Below are 17,210 nucleotides of genomic sequence, written 5' to 3'. Positions count from 1 at the left end.
GGATACTTACCCAATACTGCCGAAAGGATAGGGGTGGTCATGTGCAGCTGATAAATATCCAACATGAGTCTGCTAATGTTGAGGAATGCGTAAAGGCCGTTGTATTAAAATCAAGAAAACTGCTGTCCCCAGAAGTGGGTTTTGTATCCTCCTCAAAAATACGGCTGACGTTCGGGGCCTTTATGCATCTGTCGGTCACGGTGGTCATAGACCCCCGGGTGCATATGAATAAGGGTGTTATCGCCGAGTACTCTTCGGGAAAAAATAGGGAAGCCGCGACTTCAGAGGTTCTGGACAAGATCAACAGGCTCATACCGCAGAGGGCTGAGATAGTGGACTTTGAGATCGGCACCTATACCACCCCGGTAACGAGGAGGACATACGCCGTTGGGGTCGTTGTCTACAACGCTCCAGTTCGGACAAAGCCCCTTGTGGAGTATACGATCAAAGAGCGCAGAACGCTCCTGGCCAGGGTTCTTGAAGAGTTCAACTACAACCCCAGGGTGCTAAATATTTCTGAAATAGCGAGGATGTTTGGCGTCTCCAGGGACTCCATCTACTACGACATAGAGCAGATACTGAAAGAGAAGAGAAAGAACGGCTCTACCCAGTGACCCAGAGGGGCCTGGGGGTTGCGGAGACGATAAAAATGAGCAGGACCACCAGGGCCAGGATGATCCTTTTCTTTGATACTCCTGAGACCTCATCAAGCGCCCCGGGGTTTCCCATTGAGCCCATAAGCAGGACCAGCATTCCCCATATAAGCCAGCCAGTCCAGAGAAAGCTCATGCCTATAAGTAGCAGCCCCACCGCCATTGTCAGGTAGCGGTGCACCTTTTCGCCTAGAAATGCCCTGGCGATGTGCCCGCCGTCCAGCTGGGCCACAGGGATAAGGTTCAGAAAGGTCACGAGAATGCCCACCCAGCCAGCGATGGCGACGGGGTGGAGGAAAACCACCGAGTTCTCCGGGAAGGAGACCACGTACTTCTCCAGGAAGATGAAAAGGAGGTTCTCCCCGAAGGCTATTCCCCCCTCCGTCGGGGATATCATACCCTGGGGAACGGGAACCGAGAGCCTCAGGCCGATGATGCTGACCGGGATTGCCACAAGAAACCCTGCTATAGGGCCGCTGACACCGAGGTCTATCGCGGCGTCCCTTGTGGGCAGGGGGGACTTCACTCGTATTACCGCACCCAGAGTGCCCAGCATGCTTGGAAACGGTATAAAGTAGGGCATCGTGGCCCATACGCCATGATATGCTGCCGCAATTTTGTGGCCGAGCTCGTGGGTGCCGAGTATTGCCAGCAGGCTGACTGAAAACGCGACCGCGTTGAGCCAGGGATCCCGTACTCCCGGCAGCCCGTACATGTCAAGAATCTGGGCGTAGGATAGGGCGAGGTAGTACCCGGCAAAAAGTGTCGTAAACACCGTGGCTATTAAAAAGACCCATGGAAGCCACCGGTTGTCTTCCTTGACTTCTCCTGCCGGGAAAACAAACAGCAGGACCTTTCCGCCCCTTTTTTTCAGCGCCGCCCAGTATCCGAGCCCCTCAAGCTTCTTTAGAACTTTCTCAAAGCCGGGTTCGTATATCTCCTCCACCCGAAAAACAAAGACATCCCCTTCAGTCCCCTCCAGCTCAAGACGGTAGAACTGTGCGAGCGCCTCTATGAGGGGTTTGGGTGGCAGGGAGTGGCCCGGCGCCGCGTCTTCTGGACGAATGGAAGATTCCCCTCCTACTCCGTCCAGAAATCCAACAAGCACCATATCGCCCCCGCAACGGGGGCACGCACCCTCGAGCAGGGGGTCGTTTGAACCCACAGACTCCCTGTGGCCGCAGGTTACGCACTCATAGATTCCTTCCACCATAACGTATCCCTGATGAAAATTAATGGGGTGCTTTAAAAAGACTATTCCTCAACCTCGACCAGCCCTTTATCGGCGTCGACCCTAGCCCTCATCCCGCTCCTCAGCTTCGAGACGTCTACCCCATCCACCATGGGAATCTCGGAGATTATGGCCCCAGTTGCAACTATAGTCTCTGCCTCGCCGACGATTATCGCCTTCGGAGCCTTTCCGTTCTTCTTTAGGGCATAGATAACGTATGAGCCGACAGTTGAACCCTTACCGCGCGGAAAGGCAAGTATCTTCCCCGCTATACTCTGACCCCTGATGTCGCTCTCAGCGTCGGTAACTATGCCTGTCTCTGGGTCAACACCGCCGAGGAACGAGAGGGGCTTTTGAGAGACGATGAGCTCACCCCCGGCTTTTCCCCCTACTATCTTCCTGCCCTTGAGTTCCATAGTATCACCTCACGGGGCCTCCTTAATCAGGTTTTCAGCGTCGTCGAGCCTGACCTTAAAGCCAAAGGAGCGGAAATAGAACGCGCTCTTTCCGCTGTTGGTCGCTATACCTCTGTACCAGCCCCTTATCGGGGAGACCACGAAGCACGCGTCGGGTATAATCCTCCCGTTGTACCGCTCTATGGTGTCAGTGTAGCCGAGGGCATCAGCGAGCACCTTTACCGCCCTGCCGGTGGTTATGAATAGAGGTATTTTAAGCGGTTTCCCGCGCATCCTGAGGAGCTCGGCTATCTCCTTTACCTCCTGAAGGGAGGCGTGGGGACAGCCGATGAGAATCATGTCTATCTCGCTCCAGTCGTCGTTGAAGGCCTCCTTAACGGCCTTTATGTCGGAATCTTCAACGGTTATGGTCTCAAGTTTGTCCACCACCGCCTCCCGGTACTCGGGTGTCTCGCCCTCGACGTGGTAGAGGGCTATCGAGCCGCTAGCGGCCATAGCAGCCCCCATTTCCTTAAGAAGGTCATTGCTCTCGGGCTTCAGTCCCTTGATGTAGGGCACGTCGTTGCCGAGGGTCTTTCCGAGGTGGTAGCCTAAGGCCGCGTAGTCCGCAAAGCTCTCCACTTTCGCCTCAGTGTCCACGATGACCGTTGCCTTTCTGTTCTCGTCGAGGTGGAGGCCGTAGTTCGGCGTTTTTCCAACAATCGCGGCTGCTAGGCTCGACGGCCCACCTTCCCGGTTTGTCCTTGCACCTATTATCGAGTTGGCAAAGGACACCGCAGAGCTCTCGCTCCATGCCAGATGGTCGCCGAACTTTGGGAGGTTTGCTCCGTAATATGGGGTGCATGTGGAGGTTGCCTCTATTCCCATTCTGCGGTAAAGCTCAAGGACTTCAGCCTGCTTCTCCATGAACTCGTCGTCGCCTATCCCAGCGGGATTGAGTGTCGTGTAGACTGAGACCTTGGCCCCGGCGTTCACGAAGTCCCTCAGGAACTCAACGCCCGCTTCACCGATGTTCTTGTATGAAACACCTGCGACTTGGGCGCTTTTGATTGGGATAAGCCTGTCGGCACCGTAGATTTCGCCCAGAGCCACGAGTATCTCCATGGCCTTCTGGAGGGCGTAGCCGTATTCGCCGGCCAGGATGAGCTCTTCTTCCTTTGTCAGGTACATTCTACCACCGGAGAAATTAGGGAGGGGAAGGTTATAAATCCTTCTCGGTCCGTCAATTATCAACACTTGATAACCGTAAGGCTTTTATACTTTAAAATTATAAACTGTTGTAACAACTACTTGAGAGTATCTGTCTTGACATCCATGGCAAGAAAAGTCTAGGTTGGTTCTCAACTAATTGTTTTGTGGCAGGATTCTAATGGGGCTAGGGCTGAAAGAGGAACTCTTTGCCTACAGGTTTACATCTCAGTCAGGAAAAGAATGGATAGTGTTGGTAAATTCGAAAGGCATTCCTGTACAGTTTGAGTCTCAGGATAAAGACTTGAAAGTGAGGATTGTTATACAACCTTCTGGCTGATTTTGTGGTCTCTCACTTTTCTTTTTGGTTACCTTGATACCGCTCCCGCAAAATTTATAAACCCTCCATGGTTCACTAACTAATGGGTCGAGCAGCGGGGTGGGGCAGCTAGGAGTGCCCGCCGGGCTCATAACCCGGAGGTCGGAGGTTCAAATCCTCCCCCCGCTACCAGTTGTTTATTGGGATAATATTTTTCTAGTGTCCTGTACTAATAGCTCTCAAGATTACAATTGTGGAGCACAGTGATGATCTATGCGGCGGGCCCAAGGTTTAATTGAGCACCTGTTTATGCTTGCCGTTGCAATTGGCGTAGTTGCCTTTACAATATACGTAGTGATAGGACTCTTGTCCACGAATTCTGAAAACCCCAAAGTCGTTATTTCCTACGTGGACTACAACCCCCCCGGCAGCGACGTGAGCGGGGAATACGTCCTTATAACGAACGAGGGATCCGCCGACGTTGACATGGGTGGATGGAAGCTGATGGACGAAAGCAATCATGTTTATACTTTCCCTGCAGGCTTTATTCTAAAGGCGGGGGCGAGTGTCAAGGTTCACACTGGCGAGGGTACGGACACTGAAACCGACCTCTACTGGGGCAGGAAGCAGGCAGTATGGAACAACGACGGGGACACAGCTTACCTGTACGATGCAGAAGGAAACCTTGTGGACAGCTGTAGCTGGAGTGGAAAAGAAGGAGGAGCCGTCAGCTGTCACTGACGGCAAACTTTTTAAACTCCTCCTTCTACGCCGATGCGGAGGGGCGGCTGGCGGGAGCTGGCCGTCACCAGGAGGTGTATGATATGGCAAGGATACACGCGAGAAAGAGGGGTAAGTCTGGTTCTAAGAGGCCACCGAGGACCGCTCCGCCGACCTGGGTCGAGTACACGGCGGAGGAGGTCGAGGGGCTCGTTATCAAGCTCAGGAAGGAAGGCTACAGCGCTGCCATGATAGGGACGATACTCAGGGACCAGTACGGAATCCCGAGCGTCAAGCTCATCACCGGCAAGAAGATAACCAAGATCCTTGAGGAGAACGGCCTCGCCCCGGAGATCCCGGAGGATCTCATGGCCCTCATCAGGAAGGCAGTCAAGCTCAGGAAGCACCTAGAGATGCACCCGAAGGACAAGCACTCCAGGAGAGGCCTCCAGCTCACGGAGAGCAAGATCAGGCGCCTCGTCAAGTACTACAGGAGGACCGGCAAGCTTCCGGCCAAGTGGCGCTACGATCCGGAGCAGGCCAAGCTCCTGGTCCGCTGATCCCTTTCCTTCTTCTTAAACCTGCGGTGGTGCTCTGCCGTGGATAGAGGGGCGTTTTTGGAGCGGGCCAGGGAGGGAGCAGAGCTTATCAAGATGCACATCGAGTTAGGGCACACCATAAGGATCATCTCCCACCGCGACGCCGACGGCATAACGGCAGGGGCGGTTTTAGCAAAGGCGGTCATTCGTGAAGGCGGTTCATTTCAGCTCAGCATCGTTAAGCAGCTCAGCGAGGAGCTCATAAAGGAGCTCGCGGCGGAAAAGCACAGGATATACGTTTTCAGTGACCTAGGAAGCGGCTCAATAGAGCTGATAGAGAGGCACCTTGACTTCGCCACGGTTGTCGTTGCAGACCACCATCCGCCCGAGAGGGACGGTTTCTCAAATGACTCCCACGTCCTAGTTAACCCGGTGCCCTTCGGCGCCAACAGCGTTCGAGATCTCAGCGGTTCTGGCGTCGCCTACTTCGTTACCAGGGAAATGAACGAGGGGAACAAAGACCTGGCTTACATTGCGACCGTCGGTGCGGTCGGCGACATGCAGGAGATAGACGGCACCTTCCACGGGATGAACGTTGACATCATCGAAGATGGCAAAAAGATTGGAGTCCTTGAGGTCAGAAAGGAGCTCCGTCTCTTCGGCAGGGAGAGCAGGCCCCTCTACCAGATGCTCGCGTACTCCACCCACCCAGAGCTTCCCGAGATAACGGGGGACGAGAGAAAGGCCATAGAGTGGCTCCGCGCCAAGGGCTTTGATCCGGACATGAAGTACTGGCAGTTGAGGGAAGAGGAGAAGAGGAAGCTCCACGACGCTCTCGTGATCCACCTCATCAAGCACGGAGCCCCCAAGGAGGCCATAGACCGCATGATTGGCGACGTTGTCATAAGTCCCCTCTACCCGGAGGGGGACCCGAGGCACGAGGCAAGGGAGTTCGCCACCCTGCTGAACGCGACCGGCCGTTTAAACGCCGGAACCCTCGGTGTCGCCATCTGCCTCGGCGACGAAGACGCCTATAGGCGCGCCAGGAAGATGCTCGACGATTACAAGAGGGAGCAGATCGAGGCCAGAAAGTTCCTCATCCAGAACTGGAGCATGGTTGAGGAGGGCGAGCACGCCTACGTGTTCTACGCGGGCAAGAACATCAGGGACACTCTCGTCGGCATAGCCGCTAACATAGCGATAAACACGGGGCTGGCTGACCCGGAGAAGCCTGTAGTCATCTTGGCCGACAGCGACGAGGACGAGAACCTGGTCAAAGGCTCAGCGAGGACGACCGAAAAGGCCCTGGCCAGAGGTTACCACCTTGGCGAGGCCCTGAGGGAATTGGCCGAGAAGCTCGGCGGAGAGGGCGGCGGGCACGCTATTGCAGCGGGCATAAGATTCCCCAAGGATCGGATCAGCGAGTTCATCAGGCTCTTCAATGAGGCACTTGGGAAGCAGCTGGAGGGGGAAGGCGGTGAGGATTGAGGCAAAAGTTGAGATAGTCTGGCACTATGGGGATCCAAAAAGGGCTGAGGCAATAGCCCAGGCACTTGAAGTGGATAACGCTGGGCTCCCCCAGGGCTTAAAGAAAAGTTTAAATGTGCTTACCCGATGGGAAGATGGGGACGTCATAACAAAGGTTAAATACTCGGGTGAGATTGAAACACTCATCAAAGCGCTGGATGATTTGGTGTTTTCAATCAAAATCGCCGAAGACCTTACCGAAAAGGTGTGAAGTGGAGGTGTGAAGATGGCAAAGGGTAACCCAAGGAAGAGGGCTGCTGCTACCAAGGATAAGTGGAAGATGAAAGAGTGGTACATCGTTTATGCTCCGGACTTCTTCGGGAGCAAGGAAATAGGCCTCACTCCAGCTGACGACCCGGAGAAGGTCATTGGCAGGGTCATCGAGACGACCCTGAAGGACCTTACCGGCGACTTCACCAAGGGCCAAGTCAAGCTCTACTTCCAGATATACGACGTCAAGGGCCAGAACGCCTACACCAAGTTCAAGGGCCACACCCTCGCGAGGAGCTATATAAGGAGCCTCGTCAGGAGGAGGACCACCCGCGTTGATGGCATATTCAACATCACCACCAAGGACGGCTACAAGCTCCGCGTCATGGGCATGGTCATAGCCTACAGGCGCATCCAGACCAGCCAGGAGAGGGCCATAAGGAAGATCATTCAGGACATCATCTACAAGAAGGCCGAAGAGCTCAACTACAGGGACTTCATCCTTGAGGCGGTCACTGGCAAGATGGCGGCCGAAATAGCCAAGGAAGCCAGGAAGATCTACCCGATCAAGAGGGCCGAGATCAGGAAGATTAAGGTTCTCGCCGAGCCGGAGGCCTGAAGGCCTCTCAATTCTCTATTCTCTGCTCAGCCACTTAGTTGGAACCTTGGCCTTCTCGGCAGACTTTTAAACCTCCCGCCGATTCCCCACCGGAGGTGCGGTCATGAAGTTCATCGCCAAAACTCAGGGGGGTATGGAGAGCGTTGCCGCTAACTACATCAGAGAGGCCATACCTGATGCGGAGGTCTGGGCATCGCCGATGGGCTACTCCGGGCTTGTGATAGTCGAAACCGGGGATGAGGACGCCGAGGAAAAGATACTTGAGATTCCCGAGGTCGAGCGCGTCATCCCCGTTTTGGTTGAGGTTCCTGCGGAACTTGAGGCGATCGTCGCTACTGCCGAAAAAATTGCCCCCCTAATCAGCGAAAACGAGACCTTCGCCGTGAAGACCAAGAGGCGTGGGAAGCACGGCTTTTCAAGCCTCGACGTCAACAGGAACCTCGGGGCGAAGATTCAGGAGCTGACAAACGCTGACGTGAACCTGAGCTGGCCGGACAAGGTCGTCCAGGTCGAGATAATCGGGGATATGACTTACATCTCAGTTCTCCCGGGCGAGGAGTTCAGGAAGTTTACCCCCGAAAAGATAGACGCCAGAAAGCTCTTCCACAAGCTCACTATCGTCCAGATGCCTTACTGGGGTGACTTTAGAGCCTGCCACTCCTTCGGTGAGAAGATAGGCAGGGCTGCCCAGGCTTTCGAGGTGAAAGAGCTCATAATAGCGCCCAAAGAGAAGATGGACGCCTTCGAGCTGGCGGAGTTCATAAAGGGCATTAGGGTTGGCCAGGAGAGCAGGTACCAGATACAGCGCGAGGCATATCCTTGGAAGGTTGAGAAAGTCCCCGTTTCGGTCTGGGATCTTTACCAGGTCGTCCGCGATAAGAGGAGGGGCAAGAGGCTGCTCATAATAACCGACCCCAAGGGGCCGACGCTCGCTGAGGTGAAGGATAAGCTCGCGAAGGACATGTTCTACGCAAAGGAAGTGGTAGTTTTTGTGGGTTCCCGTGAGGGCATCCCGAGGGGCCTCTTCCGCTTCGCGGACTACGTGGTTGACCTTGCGCCGTACATGACGTTTGCAACAGAGCACGGCATTCCTGCTGCCTTGGTGTCGCTCTGGGGGGTCTACGAGGAGTACGCCAGGAGCAGGGAAGAAAAGGAGTAATTTTTCTTTAATTCTTCAATTCTGCGGTTGCGTTTTTATGCAAACGGCGTCAGACCCTAAGGTCTTCCTCACCGCTCGGGAATCCGCCGTAGTCATCATCCGCCGGAGAGAGTTGTTATGGACGGATTTTAAAACCTCACGCGAGGAGGTAGAAGAGGCCGGCACCGGCAAAACCGCCGAGAAGGGAGGCCAGGAAGTTCGTGGAGTTGTTGTTGGTTATCCCCTCCTTCTCCAGGGTGGCACCGATAATGCTGTCGAGGTTTATGCCTATGATCCCTCCCATGGTAACCGCAACTAGCATCATCGTTTTTTCGCTGGTCAGCGGGAGCGCGAACAGGGATATTACAAACGCCCCGATCAGACCGAAGAGTTCGCCCGGCCATGAAACGGCGCCGTTGGTCCCCGGCCTTACGGGCTTCAGGTTGGTTATAAGCCTAGGCCTCTTTCCAAATACCTTCCCGAGCTCGCTCGCGAGGGTGTCGCCGTTGGCGGTTGCTATCGCGGCAAAACTCGCTGCCCAGAAAACGTCCATCCTGAACACATACTCCAGTGCCAGAAAGATTACCGCCGCCAGGCCGTTGCCAAGGACATTTCCCCAGCCCCTAACCCCGTTTTTGCTCTGGGCGGCTCCCATCCGGGACTTCTCCCTGAACTTGTACCTTGTCGCAATGACGCCCATTACAACAAACGCCATCAAAGCCAGGAACGGGTATATCCCGCCAAGCTCAATAACCGTCAGGCCCAAGACGGCGGCCGCAACGGCCCCTTTTGCATCGAGTGCCTTGAAATAATAGGATCCAGCACCCAGCCCTGCGACCACTGCCGCGTCGATCATCAGCCTCTCCAGCATTACTGTCACCGGAGGGGGATTTGAAAAAGCCTTTATTACTCTTTCTTTCGTCTATTAGCGAATGAAGTAAAAGAGATCAAAGAACCTCGAACTTGACGGTCTCTGTAACAAACGTTATGTCGAGCTTGTCAATTCCGGGTATCTTCTTTGAGACCTCTGAAATAATCTTTTCAAGCTCCTTCATGTCCTTTGGTCCGACTATGTGAAGAACCAGGCTGTGGGATCCAAGGGACCTCTGTATTATTTTGATATTCTCATCTTCCTTCAGGACGTTCAGAACCTCATCGAGGTCGACGGAGGGCTTAACGGTTATCCCGAGGATAACATGGACGTACCCCAGGACGTCATAGTTCGGGATGACTGTGTATTTGAGGATCACGCCGTTCCTCTCAAGCTTGTCCGTCCTCCTGGAAATCCTCTGCCTGGTCGTCCCGAGGATTTCAGCAAGCTCCTTATAGGTAAGCCGGGCGTTCTTTGAAAGCAGCTTCATAATCCTCATATCAATGTCTGTTATTTTATTGCTCATGGGCCATCACCTCCTCTGAACACGGAGAATTTAGAAATTGCTTATAAAAACATTTCGATACTTTGGGTTATTTTCAACCAGTTGGTTATCTCCGAGGCGAAGCTGTTCGGAATTTTTGAGTTCTCGTGTACCACGGTGTCACAACGTATATATTTCACTGCCAATTGGGCTTTTGGTTATTTTATCCGACTGTTAATATCCCTGGTCCGGTACTTCCTCAGGGTGTCGTCTAAGGCTCCGGAAAGATCCACACCGTAGTGGTTGGCTATGCATATGAGGGCGAACATGACGTCGCCTATCTCTTCCCTAAGCCCCTCCGGGGAGGCCTTACCCTTTATCCCCTCCATCTTAAGCATCTCATCTGCCAGCTCCCCGACCTCCTCCGTTAGAGCTGCCAGCATCGCGAGGGGGCTCCAGTAGCCCCCAAGCATCTTGATTACCCCGTCAACCTTTCTCTGCAGGTCGTCCATTGTTCACACCAGCTCCCTACGCAGTCTTTCAAGGTACCCCTCAAGGGCCTCTGTGTTGGTTCTGTAGAAGTGCATCTTCCCCTCCTTCCTCTCCAGTATAAGGCCCAGGGACTTGAGGGTTCTGAGGTGGTGGCTTATCAGAGTCTGATCCTGATCGAGTATCTTCGAGATTAGGCACACGCAGAGCCAGTTGTCCTTCAGGAGCTTCAGGATCCTCATGCGCAGCGGGTTCGAGATGGCCTTGACGAAATTGATCGTGTCCCCGTCAATACTTTCGTCCACCTCCGCGTCGAGGTCGGGTATCCCGCAGAGCTCTGCACACTGCACGACGGTCTTTCTCTGCCTTTCGGTCAACTCCCCCAGAACGTCTCTCACTTTCATGAGAACCACCGTTTTGGGAAGAAGCGACAACCCCTTATAAAATTTTCACATGAATTGTTGTTGACTGGGTTTGTCTGACTTTGCTCAATCCACGATTTCCATCCTCATAGGGCTTCCATCGCTCCGGTATGCCCGCACGCTCTCCTCGGTGAAAGGATAGGCGATTATTACGTGAACACCTCCGAACTTGGAAAAGAACTCCAGGTCGGCACGGGAAGGCCTTGGGTTCGGGCCGGGGTGAGAGTGTACCGTCCCCTTTATGCTCTCGTCGTAGGGGAGCATCCACGTGTTGAAAAATACGGAGCCTCTCCCAAAGTGAGGGTTTGGGGCTATGAGAACCTCCTCAAAGACACCGTCCCTCTCCCTCAGAAAGCCGGCGAACTCGTTCGGATAGAACTCGCGGGCGAGTTCTATGAGGTATTCAAGGAGCTCACGCCTGATCCTGACGGATTCCATCTTTCCACCTTCCACTTTCCGGGACAGCAATAAATAATGATAAAGGGTCAGAGGACCGCTATGGCCTCTATCTCGACGGCAACGCCCTTGGGCAGGTTGGAGACTTCTACGACTGCTCTGGCGGGCTTTGATGTCGAGAAATACCTCTCGTAGACCTCGTTGAACCTGGCGTACGCGCTCATGTCCGTGATGTGGACAGTAACCTTCACGATGTTCTCAGCGCTTCCGCCTGCCGCTTTAACGACCTCTATGAGGTTTTTAATCGACTGCTCTGCCTGCTCCTCAATCGACCCGGTGACCAGCTCACCGGTTTCGGGGTTTATGGGTATCTGGCCGGAGATGAAGAGAAGCCTTCCCTCGGCTATGACCCCCTGGCTGTAGGGGCCTATGGGCTTCGGGGCCTTTTCCGTGAAAACCACATCCTTCTTCATTCACACCACCTCCCGCTTATTTTTGTGATCAGCGAAGCGAAGAGTCGTCATCGGTCTTCCTCGGGTGTCCTCGGCCTCATCATCTCCTCCCGGTTCACTTCTTTTCAAGGTACTTTTCAAGGCTCTTGGCCGGGACGTCGAGGGGCAGGCCTATCTTCTCAAGGGCTTTCCTAAGGGCGTAGACCCTGGCGTGCTCAACGAAGTGCCCCGGCGCGTAGTTCTCCGCGGGGAAGTGCCTGTACTTCTCAACGACGGCAGGAATCTCCGCCTTTTTAACCTTCTTGAACTCGCCGAACCAGGCGTCGATGCCCTTGACGTCTATGCCCGCGTAGACGGGCAGCTTGAGGGTGATGCTCTCGTTTATGCTCGCGAGGAGCCTTGCGACGTCCGCCATGGGAGTCTTTTCGTCAATTATGAGCCTTCTCACTGCTCTCCATGGGGGATCGGCGCTGAGGTGGAAGGCCGTGAAGTTCACGTGGTCCTCGTTGTACGGGAACACTATCCTGACCTCACTGAGGCGTTCCTCCGGGTAGTCCACGGGCACCTTCTTCGAGAGAACCTCCCTGACAAGGAGCGCCTTGGCGACGTCTGTAAGCAGTTTTTTGAGCTTTTTGTCTTTCTCGAAGACGAGCTGGCCAAGCTTTCTGGCAGTCCCGGGTGATTTGAGCGCGACAACCGCATCGCCCAGGTCTTTCCTGGCCAGCTCCTCCGCGAGGCTCATTATGCCCGCGACGTTCATTACCTCCGTGAGGTACTCGGGTATCTTAGCGTTGACCGTGTTGGCTATGCTCGCTATGAAGTGCGCCACCTTCTCGTCGTCCATGTCGATGAGCCGGTCCGCCACCTTCCAGCTCCCGTGATGGGCCGTAAACACTATCTGATCCTCTACCCTCATCGCTTCCACCATCCCTATTTGGCCTCCATGCATATTTTAGCTTTTTCTTGGTAGCCTCAAAAAAGTTATAAATCGCCCGGAGCATCCAGACTTAGAGGAAGAAAGAGGGAAGCAAAATGGGGGACGAAGAAAAGGTTGGAGAGGCACTGGCCCCCAGGGAATACGGCGAGAGCCTTGAACTTGGCCTTGAGTTCACCACCACAGAGGAGATAGAGGTTCCTGAGAAGCTCATAGACCAGGTCATCGGGCAGGAGCACGCGGTCGAGGTTATTAGAACAGCCGCAGCCCAGAAAAGGCATGTACTCCTTATAGGAGAGCCAGGAACCGGTAAGTCCATGCTGGGCCAGGCCATGGCGGAGTTGCTTCCAACGGAAAGCCTAGAAGACATACTTGTCTTCCCCAACCCGGAAGACGAGAACATGCCCAAGATAAAGACCGTCCCCGCCTGTCAGGGCAGGAGGATAGTCGAAAAGTACCGTGAGAAGGCCAAGAGCCAGGAGAGCATAAAATCGTACATGCTCCTGTTCGTTATGCTTACTGTCATGCTTGCCCTGTTCATGGAGTTCAGTGCCTCAACACTCCTCCTTGGGGTCTTTGTCATCATAATCACCATAATGGCCCTCGGAAACATGCGCTTTAGAAATTCCGTCCTCGTCCCCAAGCTCCTTGTGGATAACTGCGGGAGAAACAAGGCACCTTTCATAGATGCTACCGGAGCCCATGCCGGCGCGCTCCTCGGAGACGTTAGGCACGATCCCTTCCAGAGCGGTGGCCTTGGGACACCTGCCCATGAACGCGTCGAGCCGGGTATGATACACCGCGCCCACAGAGGCGTCCTGTTCATAGATGAGATAGCAACGCTGAGCCTCAAGATGCAGCAGAGCCTGCTCACCGCCATGCAGGAGAAGAAGTTCCCGATAACAGGTCAGAGCGAGATGTCCAGCGGCGCGATGGTCAGGACCGAGCCGGTTCCGTGCGACTTCGTCCTCGTCGCGGCCGGAAACCTCGATACCATAGAAAAAATGCATCCCGCCCTTCGCTCCCGTATAAGGGGATACGGTTACGAGGTCTACATGCGTACCACGATGCCTGACACTCTAGAAAACAGACGCAAGCTCATCCAGTTCGTCGCCCAGGAGGTAAAGCGCGACGGTAAGATTCCGCACTTCACGCGCGACGCCGTTGAAGAAATCGTCAGGGAGGCACAGAAGCGCGCGGGCAGAAAGGGGCACTTAACGTTGCGCCTCCGTGACCTCGGCGGTATCGTCCGCGCCGCCGGCGACATAGCGGTCAAGAAGGGCAAGAAGTACGTGGAGCGCGAGGACGTCCTTGAGGCAATAAAGATGGCCAAGCCGCTCGAAAAGCAGCTCGCCGACTGGTACATAGAGCGCAAGAAGGAGTACCAGGTCATCAAGACCGAGGGAAGTGAAATAGGCCGTGTCAACGGACTCGCCGTAATCGGTGAACAGAGCGGTATAGTGCTCCCGATTGAGGCGGTAGTTGCTCCCGCCGCCAGCAAGGAGGAGGGCAAGATTATAGTCACAGGAAAGCTCGGAGAGATAGCCAAGGAGGCCGTCCAGAACGTCTCGGCAATAATCAAGCGCTACAAGGGGGAGGACATAAGCCGCTACGACATCCACGTCCAGTTCCTCCAGACCTACGAGGGTGTTGAGGGCGATTCGGCGAGCATAAGCGTTGCAACGGCGGTCATCTCGGCCCTTGAGGGAATACCGATAAGGCAGGACGTGGCCATGACAGGCTCGCTGAGCGTCCGGGGCGAAGTGCTCCCAATAGGCGGGGCAACTCCAAAGATAGAGGCGGCGATAGAGGCGGGCATAAAGACCGTCATAATACCCAAGGCCAACGAGAAGGACGTCTTCCTCAGCAGGGACAAGGCGGAGAGGATTCAGATATACCCGGTCGAGACCATAGACGAGGTGCTTGAGATAGCCCTTGAGGAGAGCGAGAAGAAGAGGGAGCTCCTCAGGCGCATAAGGGAAGCCCTCCCGCTTTCCCTCTGAGCCTTTTCAATTCAATTTTTGCAGAGTTCTTCAACAAGCCTAACGACCTCTGGTAAGGCCTTCTCGACTTCCTCGCTGAGCTCCATTCCGAGGTCTATCTCCTTCGCAACGACGCCGATGAAGTGGATATCCGCTTTGGAGAGGCGCTCGTCCAGCGCCATCAGGAGCTTAAGGCCGTCTATCGCCCCCATGAAGTGGGCACTCCTTATCTCCCCCTTCATCTTCTCGAAGACCTCCTCACCCTTCAGATGGACTATTTCACCCGGCTGGAACTTCTCGCTCAGAATAGCGTCGATGATTATCAGCCTCTCCTCCCCCTTGTAGTGGCTCGAAAGCCTGAAGATGTCAGTGCCTACCTCAAGGACGTTGCATCCCCTCTCGATGAGCATTCTTCCGGCTTTGAGGCCGACTCCATCGTCTCTCATGAGCTCGTTGCCGAGGGCAAGGATAAGGGTTCTCATATTAAAACCTCCGGAAGAATAGTGAAGGGGAGAAAATAAAAATTTGCCTAAAGCCTCGCCACGTGCACTGAACAGGAGATGCACGGGTCGTAGGCGCGAACGACCATCTCGGCAAGGAGTTTGAGCCTTTCCGGGTCGTCGTTGTAGTGCTTCTCCGCCATCATTCTGACATGCTGCTCCATCATGGCGAGATTGAAGGCCGTTGGGGTGATTATATCGGCGTAGGAAACCCTTCCGTCCTTGACCTCGAGGGCGTAGACGAGGATTCCGCGCGGCGCCTCGGTCGTGCTGACGCCGAAGCCGTCCCTTATCTCGACCTCGTCCCTCGGCTTTATCGGCCACTTCGCGAGGGCCTCGTCTATGAGGTCTATTGCCCTCTCGGTGAAGTAGACAAGCTCAAGAGCCTGGGCGAGGTTGTTGGCGAAGGGGTTGGTCGGCCTGAGGAGGTCTCTGTGGCTCTCGTAGAGCTCTTTCGCCCTTCCGTAGAGCTTGTCAGCGTGGTTGACGACGCGCGATATAGCTCCCGTCATGAAGGGCCTCTCGCCGTTGTAGAAGCTGTGCTTGGCGAAGCTGTGCTCCACAACGCGCTCTACCATGTGCTTCTTGTAGTCCTCGCTCGGGAACTCGAAGCCGTCGCTGACGCTTATGGCGTCGCCGTATATGCCGTAGACGTCTCCCCTGGGCCTCACGGCCATGTGGATTATCGGGCCCTCTACCTCCCTGTACTGCTCAAGCTTTGCGAAGAGCTCGAAGGTGTACTCGACCTTTGGCAGGGCCTCCTTAAGCTTTCTCTTCATCCTCTCAAGTGTTGCCTTCCCCGGGAGCCTTCCAAAGCCTCCAAGTACCGCGTTCTCTTGGTGGATCGCCCTGCTTCCAAGCTCGTCCATCATCCAGCTTCCGAGGTTCTTGAGCTCAAGGGCGATGCCTATCTCCTTCTTGTACTCGTCCACCATCTTGAGCGGGTTGGAGTAGCCGAGGTAGTCGGGGAGGACGAGGAGGTAGAGATGGAGCGCGTGGCTCTCTATCATGTCGCCTATGTAGAGCACCTCTCTCAAGGCCTGGATCTCCTCGCGAGGGGTGAAGCCGAGGGCCTTCTCCGCCGCTTCCAGTGCCGTGAGCTTGTGCGCCGCCGAGCAGAAGGAGCATATCCTCGGATAAACCGCCAGCGCCTCCTCGAGCTTCTTGCCTATGGTTATGGCCTCAAAGAAGCGCGGGCCCTCTATGATGTTGATCCTGACTTCCTTCACCCCGTCGTCGCCGACGACTATCTCGACCCCGCCCTTTCCTTCAACCCTCGCTATGTGGTCAACTGTGATTGGAAGGTAAAGGTTCTTCATTCTTCCACCTCCCTGAAAGCGGCCTCCACCATTTCCTCAACCTTGGGGTTGTGACCGTTGAAGATCTTCATTCTTTCGATGATCTCCTCCTTGGTGTAGCCCTTGTTCTTGAAGGTCTTTGCCAGTGAGTCAAACCACGCCACATCGTAGCCTATCGCTCCTCTGCACCCGATGCAGGCCACATTGAAGCCCGGACAGCGGGCGTCGCAACCGGCCCTCGTGAGCGGGCCGAGGCACGGCTCGCCCTTCTCGATGAGTATGCAGCTGTTGCCCTTCAGCCTGCACTCCACGCAGACAGGGTAGTCTATGTCCTCCGGCCATGAGCCTGCCAGGAAAGTGCCTATCGCATAGAGGAAGTCGCGCTTTTCTGGCGGGCATCCATAGAGGCGGTAGTCAACCTTGATGTACTCCTCGACTGGCTTTGCGGGCTTGGGTTGGAACTTGACCTTTGCATCGCCGTAGACAGCCTTCCACAGCTCCTCCAGGCTCTTGTTCTGATCCCAGCTCTGGACACCCCCCTGGGTTGCACAGGCTCCAACCGCGACCACTATCTTCGCGTTCTCGCGTATCTTCTTTACGAGTTCTGCCTCCTCCTCAGTGGAGACGCTTCCCTCGATGAAGGCTATGTCCACGGGCTCGTCCTCGTAGGAGTCCCTCTCTACCATGTACCAGCACACTATCTCAGCGTTCGGGATGAGCTGGAGTATCTCGTCCATCATGGCGAACTGGAGCTGGCAGCCGTAGCATGAGGTGAGAGCGTAAAACCCGATGCGAACTTTTCCGTTCTCCATTTCCACCACC

Annotated in this window: 21 protein-coding genes and 1 tRNA gene; 9 read left to right on the top strand and 13 right to left on the bottom strand. The window is 55.0% G+C overall.

Annotated features, from left to right (window positions below; translation table 11 throughout):
• Positions 1-41: 41 nt before the first annotated feature.
• Positions 42-614, top strand: coding sequence for a hypothetical protein (locus tag E3E36_RS08595; RefSeq protein WP_167895027.1), 573 nt, complete (start codon positions 42-44; stop codon positions 612-614).
• On the opposite strand, the gene E3E36_RS08590 is transcribed toward E3E36_RS08595, so the two are convergent.
• Genes E3E36_RS08590 through E3E36_RS08580 form a run of 3 tightly spaced genes read right to left on the bottom strand, consistent with a single transcriptional unit; the run spans position 604 to position 3,470 of the window.
• Positions 604-1,866, bottom strand: coding sequence for a site-2 protease family protein (locus tag E3E36_RS08590; protein ID WP_167895026.1), 1,263 nt, complete (start codon positions 1,864-1,866; stop codon positions 604-606). The two genes, E3E36_RS08595 and E3E36_RS08590, sit on opposite strands and share 11 nt — an antisense overlap.
• Positions 1,867-1,907: 41 nt before the next feature.
• A complete protein-coding gene (locus E3E36_RS08585; protein ID WP_167895025.1) occupies positions 1,908-2,300 on the bottom strand; it encodes a DUF126 domain-containing protein in 393 nt (130 codons plus the stop codon).
• A 9-nt stretch (positions 2,301-2,309) separates the two neighbouring features.
• Positions 2,310-3,470, bottom strand: a complete 1,161-nt coding sequence (locus E3E36_RS08580) for an aconitase X catalytic domain-containing protein (protein ID WP_167895024.1) — start codon at positions 3,468-3,470, stop codon at positions 2,310-2,312.
• 451 nt (positions 3,471-3,921) lie between these two features.
• Here E3E36_RS08580 and E3E36_RS08575 point away from each other — a divergent pair.
• From E3E36_RS08575 to E3E36_RS08545, 7 genes are all read left to right on the top strand, one after another.
• Positions 3,922-3,999: transfer RNA gene (locus tag E3E36_RS08575), tRNA-Met, on the top strand.
• A gap of 81 nt (positions 4,000-4,080) precedes the next feature.
• Positions 4,081-4,548, top strand: a complete 468-nt coding sequence (locus tag E3E36_RS08570) for a lamin tail domain-containing protein (RefSeq protein ID WP_167895023.1) — start codon at positions 4,081-4,083, stop codon at positions 4,546-4,548.
• 83 nt (positions 4,549-4,631) lie between these two features.
• A complete protein-coding gene (locus E3E36_RS08565; protein WP_055428677.1) occupies positions 4,632-5,087 on the top strand; it encodes a 30S ribosomal protein S15 in 456 nt (151 codons plus the stop codon).
• Positions 5,088-5,126: 39 nt separating this feature from the next.
• A complete protein-coding gene (locus E3E36_RS08560) occupies positions 5,127-6,554 on the top strand; it encodes a DHH family phosphoesterase (RefSeq protein WP_167895022.1) in 1,428 nt (475 codons plus the stop codon).
• A complete protein-coding gene (locus tag E3E36_RS08555) occupies positions 6,544-6,804 on the top strand; it encodes a KEOPS complex subunit Pcc1 (RefSeq protein WP_167895021.1) in 261 nt (86 codons plus the stop codon). Before E3E36_RS08560 ends, E3E36_RS08555 begins: the two co-directional genes overlap by 11 nt.
• Positions 6,805-6,819: 15 nt before the next feature.
• Entirely contained in the window at positions 6,820-7,422 is a 603-nt protein-coding gene (locus E3E36_RS08550) for a 30S ribosomal protein S3ae (RefSeq protein WP_167895020.1), read from the top strand.
• A 103-nt stretch (positions 7,423-7,525) separates the two neighbouring features.
• Positions 7,526-8,581 (top strand): SPOUT family RNA methylase, encoded by a 1,056-nt coding sequence (locus E3E36_RS08545; protein WP_167895019.1) that lies wholly within the window; start codon positions 7,526-7,528, stop codon positions 8,579-8,581.
• A gap of 136 nt (positions 8,582-8,717) precedes the next feature.
• Here E3E36_RS08545 and E3E36_RS08540 read toward each other — a convergent pair whose 3' ends face one another.
• The 7 genes from E3E36_RS08540 to E3E36_RS08510 form a co-directional block, all read right to left on the bottom strand.
• On the bottom strand, positions 8,718-9,431 hold the full coding sequence (locus E3E36_RS08540) for a DUF92 domain-containing protein (RefSeq protein ID WP_167895350.1): 714 nt from the start codon (positions 9,429-9,431) through the stop codon (positions 8,718-8,720).
• A 76-nt stretch (positions 9,432-9,507) separates the two neighbouring features.
• Positions 9,508-9,957 carry an Lrp/AsnC family transcriptional regulator gene (locus E3E36_RS08535; RefSeq protein WP_167895018.1) on the bottom strand — a complete coding sequence of 150 codons (450 nt, stop codon included), beginning with the start codon at positions 9,955-9,957 and terminating at the stop codon, positions 9,508-9,510.
• A gap of 176 nt (positions 9,958-10,133) precedes the next feature.
• Positions 10,134-10,427: a nucleotide pyrophosphohydrolase gene (locus tag E3E36_RS08530; protein WP_167895017.1), complete on the bottom strand. Its 294-nt coding sequence runs from the start codon at positions 10,425-10,427 to the stop codon at positions 10,134-10,136.
• 3 nt (positions 10,428-10,430) lie between these two features.
• Complete coding sequence (locus tag E3E36_RS08525) at positions 10,431-10,808, bottom strand: helix-turn-helix transcriptional regulator (RefSeq protein ID WP_167895349.1); 378 nt, start codon at positions 10,806-10,808, stop codon at positions 10,431-10,433.
• Positions 10,809-10,892: 84 nt separating this feature from the next.
• Entirely contained in the window at positions 10,893-11,264 is a 372-nt protein-coding gene (locus E3E36_RS08520) for a Mov34/MPN/PAD-1 family protein (protein WP_167895016.1), read from the bottom strand.
• A gap of 47 nt (positions 11,265-11,311) precedes the next feature.
• Positions 11,312-11,695: a RidA family protein gene (locus tag E3E36_RS08515; protein ID WP_167895015.1), complete on the bottom strand. Its 384-nt coding sequence runs from the start codon at positions 11,693-11,695 to the stop codon at positions 11,312-11,314.
• 94 nt (positions 11,696-11,789) lie between these two features.
• Positions 11,790-12,590, bottom strand: a complete 801-nt coding sequence (locus tag E3E36_RS08510) for a DUF2666 family protein (protein WP_167895014.1) — start codon at positions 12,588-12,590, stop codon at positions 11,790-11,792.
• A gap of 116 nt (positions 12,591-12,706) precedes the next feature.
• Between E3E36_RS08510 and lonB the strand changes: the two genes are divergently transcribed.
• Positions 12,707-14,611, top strand: a complete 1,905-nt coding sequence (gene lonB, locus E3E36_RS08505; protein ID WP_167895013.1) for an ATP-dependent protease LonB — start codon at positions 12,707-12,709, stop codon at positions 14,609-14,611.
• An 11-nt stretch (positions 14,612-14,622) separates the two neighbouring features.
• Here the strand turns inward: lonB and E3E36_RS08500 are convergent, their stop codons facing one another.
• Genes E3E36_RS08500 through hydD form a run of 3 tightly spaced genes read right to left on the bottom strand, consistent with a single transcriptional unit; the run spans position 14,623 to position 17,200 of the window.
• Entirely contained in the window at positions 14,623-15,072 is a 450-nt protein-coding gene (locus E3E36_RS08500; RefSeq protein ID WP_167895012.1) for a hydrogenase maturation protease, read from the bottom strand.
• Positions 15,073-15,119: 47 nt separating this feature from the next.
• Entirely contained in the window at positions 15,120-16,409 is a 1,290-nt protein-coding gene (hydA, locus tag E3E36_RS08495) for an NADPH-dependent hydrogenase/sulfhydrogenase 1 subunit alpha (RefSeq protein ID WP_167895011.1), read from the bottom strand.
• Positions 16,406-17,200 (bottom strand): NADPH-dependent hydrogenase/sulfhydrogenase 1 subunit delta, encoded by a 795-nt coding sequence (gene hydD, locus E3E36_RS08490; protein ID WP_167895010.1) that lies wholly within the window; start codon positions 17,198-17,200, stop codon positions 16,406-16,408. Before hydD ends, hydA begins: the two co-directional genes overlap by 4 nt.
• Positions 17,201-17,210: the final 10 nt, after the last annotated feature.

The sequence above is a fragment of the Thermococcus sp. M36 genome, from assembly GCF_012027355.1.
Classification (GTDB): domain Archaea; phylum Methanobacteriota_B; class Thermococci; order Thermococcales; family Thermococcaceae; genus Thermococcus.
This window is presented reverse-complemented; position numbering and strand designations above follow the sequence as displayed.